The following is a 10,750-nucleotide window of genomic DNA, read 5'->3' as shown; positions in this document are numbered from 1 at the left end:
GGGTAAAGTTCGTAATCAAGTAGTTCTAAGTCGAGCTTGGAAGGCAAAAGGAAGGGAGAGTCCATTCTTCAAAATTACAACCCAAACCCTGACTTTCACCAAATGTGACGATGAACCAGATTGCGTAAACTTCTCAAAACCACCCACTTTGGCCAACGAAAGCGGCAACAGAATAAACACCGCCGCCGTCAGAATAACGAACTGAAGAATATCGGTTACCATCACGGCCCATAGTCCACCCATGGCGGTATAGGCAATCATAAACAGCCCCAAATGGTCGATTCCACCAACGGAAATCCCAACGAAATGCTCACCAGTTTGGCAACGGGATACAATACCGAGCCTTTGATAAAAACTGACACCAACGTAAAAATACCGATGTAGGTTTTCTGAACGCGCTCACCGAGTCGTTCACGAATAAATTCTGCCGCTGTCAGATTGCCCGTTGCCCGCCAGCGAGGAGATAAAAAAAGCCCAGTAACAATAGCTCCGAGGCACATAGTCCATTGAATCGTAACCGCTACCCAGCCGTGTTTGTACGCAATAGAACCCCATGCCACAAAGGTGCCGGCCGAGAAAAAAGACATAAAAAGCGACAATCCACCAATGAACCACGGCACCGCCTCTCCTCCCGCAAAGAAGGATTTGAGGTTGCGGCCCGTTCGGGCAAACAACATCCCGATGGCCAGCACAAAGGCCGAGAAGATGAAGATGACGGCAGTATCAATGGTTGAGTTCAAAACGGTTTTGCTTAGTTTTGTAAAAAATATTTTTGTGAACTACCCGAGTTATTTATTTTATTCAAATCAAAATTCTACAGAATTCTTCTTTGAAAGTATTGGTTCAAAAGGGATTATAAATAAAGTTATTGCTTTTCAAGAAACCTCTTTTACAGGAATTTATAATCTTGCTTTGGGCGATGTAAATACTTTAACGAATGAGGTTGATGATGCCGTAGTAACAGATAATGGAGACACTGAAAAGGTTTTAGCCACAATTTTTCAAATTGTGAGCCATTATTTTTCTTTATATCCTCATCATCAAATCTATTTTTCAGGCAACTCACCGGCTCGAAATCGTCTTTACAGAATTGCAATTAATCATAGTTTTCGTGAACTTGATTTAGCTTTTGAAATGTTTGGTGTTATGAATAACGAATTAGAACCTTTTGTTCCAAACCTTCCATACCATGCTTTCTTGATTAGGAAAAAATAATTCTTTAACTTTATTTTAAAATTCTCCCTCCATGAAAGTCAAGACTATTTCCAAAATTGAAAAAAGAACGTTGCCCGCTCTCAAATCAAAAGATGGAAAGATTCCATTTTCTGATAAACTGGCAAAGGCTAACGAAATCTTGGCTAAAACGGACTTATCTGTCTTGAAGCGAAAATAAATCTGCTTGCTCCTTCCCTTTTTAATCATTCGGTTTCATTTTTCAATCGTCATTACCTCAAGCCCAACGGCCGGAAGCTGTTTCTTCATTAACTTCCCTTTCACTGTCACCTGAAAATCAGTAGCCTGTGCGCGATTATTGAGCAATCCCACAAAGAGCTTATCCTTCTTTTCCGATTCCGCCAGAATGTAATCAATAGTTGGATTATCTACTTTTACTAAGTCTTCATTCACGATAAGGTTTGCTTGTTCTCCATTGATTGTTCCAGCAGCAAAACCGTAGCTTTGGTGCGGCCCCACTTTGGGAGCCACAAATCCGCGCGGAAATTTCATCTGCCCGTTGGAACGCAGTTCGGCTTCAGCCATAAGGTAATCGTTGATCCACCCGATTTGCCACCACGCATGGTGCGGATACGGACCCGCCCCACGGTTCATGGCTTGCCAATAGATAAGAAGCCACTCTTGTTTTGGCATCAACAAACGCATGGCGTCCCCACGCCCCAGCCCGCGCCAAATCCGCAAAAATGGGCTCCTTAGTCAGTTGATACATGCGAATAAACATCCCAGCATAACTCGCCAATTGAATCGGCCCCTGTGAATTGGACGAACCGAAAATGCCGCCGTGTTCAAAACTCAGCCCTGCCTACGAGATTTCCCAATCTTCCCTTTGTCCACCATTTACAGTTTTAAGAGTGTGAGTAGGAATCGGGTGCGTATAAATGGAGGCAGTATACACCTTTGCGGCCGTAATGGCGGCGTTTTTGTATTTTGAATCTTTGGTAATATCATACAAATCCAGCAACGCCTGTGCGGATTGTGCCGTGGCAAAATCGGGTGCGTAGCGAGCATCACCACAAACACCCAGAAAACCACCCGTTTCAACGGCATTTTTTACAAACCAGTCAGCTCCTTTTTGGGCAGCAGCCAAGTAGTTAGGATCTTTCAGAATGCGATAGGCAATCAACAAACCATAAAAGGTAGGGCGTACATCCTGAATATCGCAGTAAACTTCCTTTTCGGTTTTTCGGTCGTATGCTACCGCCCAACTTCCGTTTGCTTTTTGATTTTTAAGCAACCATTCGGCACCCGACTGTAAAAGAGTTTTAAGAGGTTGGTTGTTGGGTTCAAAAAGTAAAATATTCCCAATGTCCAACATCGTATAATACGTCACGGCAATGGGTTCCACGACCTCACCCCACTCTTCGGTAAAGCGTTTTGATTTAGCCAGATAATATTGTCCCGCCAAGGCTCCTTTGAAAAAACCCTCGTCCGTGATTTGTTGCACCCTCTTGAAATTCAGCGCGTAAGGCAATACATTTTTGATCAACAAGCTGTCGTTGGTAGCCTTTGCCAACATCCACATGGCGCCATAATCGGAATTTTTCATGGCGTCTTTGTTGGAACCCACCACGCCGCCCAGATACGACTGCGCGCCTATTTTCAACCCTTTGTACTCCTCAATATTCCAAAGGGACGTTTTTGGGTCGGTTAGATAATGGTGCATTTTTTGGATACGGTCGGTCAGCGATTGCTTGCTTTGGCGTAAAGAGAGGGCTTCTTTGAGTTGAAAAATAGCATAGGCGGCATGGTTGATGGCTTTGAACCAATCTCCATCAATCAAGCTGTAACGGAATGAATACGTGATCACCTCCCCCACTTTCAGCGCGGATTTGGGCTCACCCAACACGGGATAGTACAGCGTGGGCGAAAGTTGCGATTTGCGGTTTTTGTGCGAAAGTCCAATGTTCCAACTTTGGTGCGTGTTTTTGTCTTTTTCCCACGGGTCGCGGCACAGCGTTGGGTCCGGAATGACTGAAATCGTAATGCCGTTTTTGGTCGTGACCAATGGACTCAACGTGCTCGCTGAACGCTCCCGATACACTACAGGCAATGCAGGCACGCCATGTCCATAGGCGTATGCCAACGCAAAATTGGGTTGTATAAAATTTCCCTGAAAATAGCCCGGTACCGAAGCCCAAGCCATATCTGCTTCACTCACAGAGGCAATGGTCGGCGTAGCCAACGAAAAGAAACCTGCAGTTTTAGGGGTGAGCGTTTGTTTAACGATAATATCGGTGGGGAATTTGGGGTCAAAACTCCATTCGGTGGTCACTTTAGCGGCTTCCGCTTCGTGCTCAAAAGTCAGCTTATTTGATGCCGTTTGTTATCCTTTTTTTGCAAAAAAATAAATGGCTTTTCCTGCCGTATTTAATGAAACAGGATTGGTACTTTCGGCCCATTGTTTGGTTTGATAATGATAAATGTCTTCGGGAAACTTTTCGCCGGTAATGGATTTAAAGACTGAATCGGGCGTATTTTTTGGTTTTTCAGCACTGAAAAGAAGGGTATTTTCGCCCAAAGGCGTTTTTAGATTTACCCAATTATTCCCTTTTTTAACCGCTGCCAGATTGATTTCCCAACCGTCTTGCGTTTGATTCCAACTGATTTTTATCTTTTCATTTGAAAGAATCAAAGGTTTGGTTTGTCCCATCACAACGGCACAACTCAATAAAAATAGAAATGGTGTAAGTTGTTTCATACTAAATACTGATAATCAAGGCTAAAGCCATTCTTGATTATTACTTGGGCTATCCCCACGCTGAAGCATAGGATTAGAGGTTTTAAAATAAAAATTATACAATTTTAAAGGGTTTTAAAATCAATCATAAAAATGCCTTTTATAATGTTTCAATTACAATTTTGATTGAAATTAGAAGGTATTTTTAAATAATCAAGAGAAAAAATTGAATTTTGTCCACAAAAACTATCGGGAACTTTCCCGAAACTGGTAGCGATAGTAGTATTTCAAATCCGATATTGACTTTATTTGTGGTATTCTCGTTTTTTACCCGAAAACAACAAAAAGTCTCTTTTAAAGGAATAGTACAAATACTATGATTAAATGTCCGAAATGTCGTGAAGTTGAATTTGTCCAAAAATCAGGCATTGTTCGGGGCAAACAACGGTACTTTTGTAAGTCGTGTGATTACCATTTTACATTGCCCGAACCGCCCAATCCGACCGAAGGGAAGCGACATCATCAGGTAACCATTATGGACATTGCCAATCAGTTGGGGATTTCGAAGTCAACCGTCTCACGCGCCTTACGCGGCCATACCGATATCCATGCTGGTACAAGAAAAATGATTCTGGATTTGGCGCAGCAATTGGAATACCAGCCTAATCCATTGGCCAATGCATTGCTGAAAAGTCGGACAAACATTATTGGCATTTTAGTGCCCGAGTTTCGGCATTACTTCTTTCCTACCATCATTATGGGGGCGCAGGAAGTGCTGTCTAAAGCGGGCTACAACGTAATGATTTGCCAGTCGGACGAATCCTACGAAACCGAAGTAACCAACGTAAAAGCCCTGATGAGCAGCCGTGTTGATGGGCTTTTGGTCTCGGTAGCGGCGCAAACCAATAACGTTGACCACTTCAGGGCAGTATTACGGAAGGAAGTACCGTTGGTATTTTTTAACCGGGTATGTCCGGAATTGGAAACCCCGCAGGTCATTGTTGATGATTACAACGGGGCGTTTCAGGCGGTGGAGCATTTGATTGAACAGGGCTATCGGCGCATCGCGCATTTAGCGGGCCCTATTTCCCTATTGGTGAGTCGTTTGCGACTACAAGGTTATTTGGATGCGTTACAAAAACATAATTTACCGGTTGAAAATGGACTGATTATTCATTATGATTTAACGGAAGAAAAAGCCCGCATTTACGCTAATTATTTATTGAGTTTACCCCAGCCGCCCGACGCTATTTTTGCCATCAATGACCCAACGGCCATTGAAATTATGCTGGTTGCCAAAAGCAGAGGGGTCAAAATCCCACAGGAATTAGGTATTGTGGGTTTCAGCAATGACCCGATTTCATCCATCATTGAACCATCTCTTACGACCCTCGAACAACCTGTGCGTGAAATAGGAAAACAGGCCGCCCATTTACTTCTTCATCAAATAAATGCTGACGTTTCCGAATGGAAACCGGTTCATCAGGTCTTGAAAACCCACTTGATTGTTCGAGAGTCGAGCCGAAAGGAAAAAGTTACCAACGAACCGGCTTAAATTTCCAACCGGGGACTTTCTTTTGCATTTCGGGTTCGTCGTCTCGTTTGGTGAGGCCGCAGGCGAGGTAATTTTGATGCAGTTTTGCCAAGGCTGCACGGTCAAGCTCTACGCCTAACCCCGGTTCCTGAGGAACAAGTACGGCCCCTTCTTCAAATTTGATGCGCCCACCCACAATGACTTCATCCGATTGCCAGGGATAATGCGTGTCTAAAGCATACGTCATTTTGGGAATAGCAGCGCCTAAATGCACCATGGCCGCCAATGAAATGCCCAAGTGACTATTGGAGTGCATGGACAAACCGCGACCGAACGTTTCACAAATGGCCGAAAGGTTCATGGAAGCACGCAGCCCTCCCCAAAAGTGGTGGTCGCTCAAAATAATGTCCTCTGAACCTTTGGCAATACTGCCGGGAATATCATCAAACGAGGTCGTACACATATTGGTAGCAAGCGGCGTTTTGACGGCTTTCCGCACCATTGCCATGTTTTCCTGTCCCCGGGTAGGGTCTTCCAAATATTCCAGAATGGGCTCCATTTCTTTACCGTACTTGATAGACGTTTCCACCGTCCAAAGGGCATTGGGGTCAATGCGGAGCGGCACCTTGGGCCCAAAAGCTTCATACAAGGCAAACATGGCATCCACTTCCTGACGAGGTTCAAACACGCCCCCTTTCAATTTAATGGATTGAAACCCAAATTCTTTGCACATGGCTTGAGCTTGGGCAACAATTTCCTGCGGATTCAATGCACTTGCCTGACGCGCGGCGGCCCATCCCGTTGCATTCGGGTCAATATCAAACGCTAATTCTCCGCCGGCCCCTTCGTATTTGTAAAAAAGATAGGCAGAGAAAGGCACTCTATCCCGCATTTTTCCACCCAATAAATCCACGATCGGCTTTCCCGTAACTTTGCCAATAATATCCAGACAAGCCACTTCAACGGCGCTGAAAACATGGACTACTTTGCGTTGATCCCACGGCCTTGTCCCTCTATCGGCCGTACTTTCCATGCCAAATCGTTCTTCCAATACCTGCCGAATTTCGTTCAATTGAAATACATCTCGGCCAATCAACAGTTCTCCGGCGGCTTTCAAAGCGATGTCAATGTCAATATTGCCCGGAATTTCACTGATACCCGAAATATTGTCGTCGGTAATCACCTCCATAATGGTACGAAGCGCATACGGTGCGTGCAATCCTGCGGCATTCAGGAGCGGCGGGTCAATGACGGCAATGGGGGTAATGACAATTTCTTTGATTCGGGGTCCGGATGTATAATGCATGTGTGTTAGAGGTCGGTGGTAAGTGGCCGGTGATTGGTGGTTAGCAGTAAGTTGCAGGTGAGAACACCTGCAACGGCGTCAATGGAATCAAAAGCCAACTATTTTTTGATTATACTTCTTCTGAAACGGTTTGCAACAAGCCTTTGATATAGCCGTAACAGAATGAAAAAGCCTGTAAACTGCTCGCCGGATCGTGGTGGTGCGGCACGTGGTCGGGCATGACCATTCCGGCATAACCTACATCCCGTAACGCTCTGATTACCTGCGCAAAATTCATTTCACCATTGTCAGGATACACTTCCTGAAAGTTGTTAAAACTGCCTTTGATATTGCGCAAATGCACGTTGAAAATCTGATTGCGCTCCCCTACCCATTTGATAATGGGATAAATGTCATTTTTGGGATCTTTCAGGCCTTCGGCAATGGAGCCGATGCAAAAATTGAAACCGTGGTATTCGCTGTCATAAAGCTTTGCAAATCGTTGAATGCCTTTAAAAACATCAGGGCTGTTCCAACGCATGATTCCCCGATAAGCAGCAGGTACAGGTGGGTCGGCAATGTGGTTGGCGAGTTTTACTTTATATTCTTTGGCAACGGGCAGAATACGGTCCAATAAGTACGTAATGCGCTCAAATAGTTGGTCAACAGAAACATCCCCCGCGATTGTTTTTGGGTCATTTCTTTTCAACGCCTCTTCATAATTCCATACGCTGTATTCGGCATTTCCGCGCTTGGGGTCGGTATATTTTCCAGTTCGCAAAACGGGTAAAATCGTCGTATTATAATTCAATACTTTAATGCCTGATTTGCCCGCTACCTGAATCATTTGTTGCAGAATTTCGATTTCCCGGTCGCGTTCGGGACTTTTGCCCAGCATCACATTCGGGTAAGCCACTTTGTCAATCCCCGCAGAGGTCAACGGATAATGGTAAGCATCTAAGCTGATCCCGTATTTTTCACAGGCTTCCTTTTTCTTCAACGAATCTTCCAAATCCCATCCCTTACCAGGAATAGTTATCGGCGAACCTCCATCAATATTAAACACCCCGTGACGCGCTTTAAACTCCAGATTTTCAACGCTTGTACCACCCGATTGACACCCTACTTTCATGAGTACTTTTTTGGGAGGAACGGGTTTGGTCGCGGCCTTGGCATGATCAGATCCAAAAATGGCCGCTCCCGCGGAACCCGCCGTAATGGCTTTGAGAAAATTGCTGCGTTTCATTGTAGTAAAGAGCCCCCCTGCCCCCGAAGGGGGAGTTTAAAGTGTGTGATAAGCCCCTTCGAGGACAAGCCGTAGCGGCAGAGGCGTTGAGTTTCGTATTAAAAATTCCCCCATTGGGACGGTACGCCGCGCGGGTTAGGAGGCTGGGCTCAGTAGCATAAACAGCGAACTGTGGTCTAATTCCCCGTTTCCCTGCGCGACAGCGGCTTCCATTTGAGCCGCTACCAATGCTGTTCCTTTTAGTGGAACTGAAAACGCTTCGCCCGTTTGAAGTGCAATACCCATGTCTTTTTTATGTAATTTGATTTTGAAACCGGGATTGAAATTACGGTCAATCATGCGTTTGCCGTGAAGGTCAAGAATGCGACTTTGAGCAAATCCTCCCAACAGCACTTCCCGCATTTTCTCCAAATCAACCCCTGCTTTTTGGGCTAATGCAAACGCCTCTGCCACGGCCTGAATCGTCATACCGACAATCATTTGGTTACAGGCTTTCGTGGTTTGTCCTGCACCAGGCTCTCCGATGTGGACAATATTTTTGCCCATGGCCTGAAACAACGGCAACGCCCGTTCAAAAGCCGCAGCAGTTCCCCCAACCATAATGGACAAGGAAGCACCAATGGCTCCGACCTGCCCGCCTGATACGGGTGCGTCCAATGCTTCTACCTCTTTAGCCTTCATCAATTGATAGATATTGACTGCCGTAGCCGGCGCAATGGTGGACATATCAATAAATAAGGCTCCCGATTGAATTCCTTCCAAGACACCGTCAGTTCCCGAAACTACCTGTTCTACATCGGGCGAATCGGGCAACATTGTGATGATAACATCGCATTGCGCCGCCAGTTCTTTATTGGTGGCGTATGCCGTCGCACCGGATTCCGTCAATTCGGCAGCGGCAGCGCTTTTACTCAAAACAGACACGGAATAGCCGGCTTTCAATAAGTTCAAAGCCATGGGTTTCCCCATTATTCCGAGTCCGACAAATCCTACCTTTTCCATATTTTGTTGTAAAAAATTAATAATCAATAAATTATTGGAACGCGGATGACGCGAATCCCGAAAGAGTTCGGGAACGCTGATTTTCGCTGATTTTTTTATCGGTTTTAATCAGCGCTCCATCAACCATTTACGTTAATGGTCCGGGATTGAACAATACCAAGTCATTGTGAATGCCCAACCGGTCGGCAGCTACTTTTTGTTTGCCACTCGCCACTTCCAAAATAAGGTGAAACAATTCCCAACCCATTTCTTCAATGGTTTTGTCGCCAAAAGCAATAGGGCCCGCATCAAAATCAATCAAATCAAACCATCGGTTACTCAATTTTGAATTGGAACTAACCTTGATCACTGGCACCATCGACAAGCCATAAGGGGTGCCTCGACCAGTAATAAAGACGTGCATGTTCATTCCGGCGGCCAATTGCAGCGTACCGCACACAAAATCACTGGCGGGAGTGGCAACAAAATTCAAGCCTTTCCGACGTATTTTTTCGCCCGGAGCAACCACATCCACGATAGGGCTCGTGCCCGATTTGGCAATGGAACCCAACGCTTTTTCGACGACGTTACTCAAGCCGCCTTTCTTGTTGCCCGGCGTTGGATTAGCGCTTCTGTCCACCAGTCCTTTTTCAAGGTAGTCGTCATACCATTGCATCTCCTTTTTGAGCTTTTGGGCAACTTCGGGTGTAGAAGTTCTGGGAATTAATAAATGCACTGCATCCCTTACTTCCGTCACTTCCGAAAACATCACTGTTCCGCCAGCCCGCACAATCAAATCAGCCGCAAAACCGGAAGCTGGATTTCCCGTTATTCCCGAAAAAGCATCACTGCCACCGCATTGCATTCCTACGACCAAGTCCGCCGCAGGGCACGTTTCGCGTTTTCGATTGTTCAGTTTTTTCAAATGTTTCTCGGCCATCTCCATGATTCCGTCCACCATTTCTTCAAAGCCATTAAAGGCCTCGTCCTGCAAATAGAGTATGGAAGAGTCCCCGTTGTTGTCGATAGTGGGCAATAAACGTTCGGGTCGGAGTTTTTCACAACCTAATCCAATCACCATGATTTCACCGCCAAAATTGGGGTTTTGCGCAATGTTCTGAATCGTCCGAATCGGAATGATAGCCGCAGGTGCATTGATGGCAATACCGCAACCGTAGCTGTGATTGAAGGCAAAGACATCGTCCACGTTAGGATAATTAGGCAGTAATTCCTGCTTGATTTTATTGGAAATGTAATTGGTGATTCCTGCCACGCATTGTACACTGGTGGTAATTCCCAATACATTTTTAGTTCCGACACTCCCATCCACATTTCGGTAACCTTCAAAGGTAAACCCGTCTAACGGTTCTGCTTGTACTTCTTTAGAATCGCCTAACGGATTAATGATCAATGGAATGCTTTCTAAATCAGGCGGTTGAGGCAAGTTCATTTTTCGTTCATCCACCCATTCGCCTGTATAAATACCGGCATTAGCATAGCCAATGACCTGTCCGTAGCGTACAATTTCTTCTCCTTCATGTATATCCTGCAAGGCCACTTTATGCCCCATCGGAATGTCCTGCGCCACTACAATATGCTCCAAAACAACGGCCCCTTTTCGTACACCAAATGCATGACAGACAATGCCGACATTGTCTAATGGGCTTGTTTGTACTATAGTATTTTCACTTACGCTTTTCATATTATGTTTTTATGCAGAACAAGACTTTCCAAGTTTTAGGTTTTAATGTTTGAAAATCAATAGTATTGAAAACTTAGAAAGTCTGACCTACT

10 protein-coding genes and 1 pseudogene are annotated in these 10,750 nt (G+C 45.2%); 3 read left to right on the top strand and 8 right to left on the bottom strand.

Annotation, left to right across the window (positions count from 1 at the left end; translation table 11 throughout):
• Positions 1 to 117 precede the first annotated feature (117 nt).
• Positions 118 to 740, bottom strand: a pseudogene (locus Q0081_RS26110) (sodium:solute symporter family transporter); the annotation flags it as partial.
• Here Q0081_RS26110 and Q0081_RS26105 point away from each other — a divergent pair.
• Positions 712 to 1,215 carry a DUF6934 family protein gene (locus Q0081_RS26105; protein WP_298360609.1) on the top strand — a complete coding sequence of 168 codons (504 nt, stop codon included), beginning with the start codon at positions 712 to 714 and terminating at the stop codon, positions 1,213 to 1,215. The pseudogene Q0081_RS26110 and the gene Q0081_RS26105 overlap by 29 nt on opposite strands.
• Before the next feature lie 31 nt (positions 1,216 to 1,246).
• The gene (locus Q0081_RS26100) at positions 1,247 to 1,393 is read left to right on the top strand and encodes a hypothetical protein (protein WP_298360607.1); all 147 of its coding nucleotides are present in this window, start codon (positions 1,247 to 1,249) and stop codon (positions 1,391 to 1,393) included.
• 35 nt (positions 1,394 to 1,428) lie between these two features.
• Here Q0081_RS26100 and Q0081_RS31710 read toward each other — a convergent pair whose 3' ends face one another.
• From Q0081_RS31710 to Q0081_RS31700, 3 genes are all read right to left on the bottom strand, one after another.
• The gene (locus Q0081_RS31710; RefSeq protein ID WP_310586533.1) at positions 1,429 to 1,866 is read right to left on the bottom strand and encodes a hypothetical protein; all 438 of its coding nucleotides are present in this window, start codon (positions 1,864 to 1,866) and stop codon (positions 1,429 to 1,431) included.
• Between the two features lie 169 nt (positions 1,867 to 2,035).
• Entirely contained in the window at positions 2,036 to 3,505 is a 1,470-nt protein-coding gene (locus tag Q0081_RS31705) for a hypothetical protein (protein ID WP_310586532.1), read from the bottom strand.
• Between the two features lie 51 nt (positions 3,506 to 3,556).
• Positions 3,557 to 3,931: a hypothetical protein gene (locus Q0081_RS31700; protein WP_310586531.1), complete on the bottom strand. Its 375-nt coding sequence runs from the start codon at positions 3,929 to 3,931 to the stop codon at positions 3,557 to 3,559.
• Between the two features lie 355 nt (positions 3,932 to 4,286).
• Here Q0081_RS31700 and Q0081_RS26090 point away from each other — a divergent pair, with 355 nt between their 5' ends.
• On the top strand, positions 4,287 to 5,465 hold the full coding sequence (locus tag Q0081_RS26090; RefSeq protein WP_298360605.1) for a LacI family DNA-binding transcriptional regulator: 1,179 nt from the start codon (positions 4,287 to 4,289) through the stop codon (positions 5,463 to 5,465).
• Here Q0081_RS26090 and Q0081_RS26085 read toward each other — a convergent pair.
• From Q0081_RS26085 to garD, 4 genes are all read right to left on the bottom strand, one after another.
• Complete coding sequence (locus tag Q0081_RS26085) at positions 5,446 to 6,750, bottom strand: enolase C-terminal domain-like protein (RefSeq protein ID WP_298360603.1); 1,305 nt, start codon at positions 6,748 to 6,750, stop codon at positions 5,446 to 5,448. The genes Q0081_RS26090 and Q0081_RS26085 overlap by 20 nt on opposite strands.
• 109 nt (positions 6,751 to 6,859) lie before the next feature.
• Positions 6,860 to 7,975, bottom strand: a complete 1,116-nt coding sequence (locus Q0081_RS26080; RefSeq protein WP_298360601.1) for a mannonate dehydratase — start codon at positions 7,973 to 7,975, stop codon at positions 6,860 to 6,862.
• A 135-nt stretch (positions 7,976 to 8,110) separates the two neighbouring features.
• Positions 8,111 to 8,977 (bottom strand): 2-hydroxy-3-oxopropionate reductase, encoded by an 867-nt coding sequence (locus Q0081_RS26075; RefSeq protein ID WP_298360599.1) that lies wholly within the window; start codon positions 8,975 to 8,977, stop codon positions 8,111 to 8,113.
• A gap of 127 nt (positions 8,978 to 9,104) precedes the next feature.
• Complete coding sequence (gene garD, locus Q0081_RS26070; protein WP_298360597.1) at positions 9,105 to 10,658, bottom strand: galactarate dehydratase; 1,554 nt, start codon at positions 10,656 to 10,658, stop codon at positions 9,105 to 9,107.
• Positions 10,659 to 10,750 lie beyond the last annotated feature (92 nt).

Source organism: Runella sp. (genome assembly GCF_027484545.1).
Classification (GTDB): domain Bacteria; phylum Bacteroidota; class Bacteroidia; order Cytophagales; family Spirosomataceae; genus Runella.
This window is presented reverse-complemented; position numbering and strand designations above follow the sequence as displayed.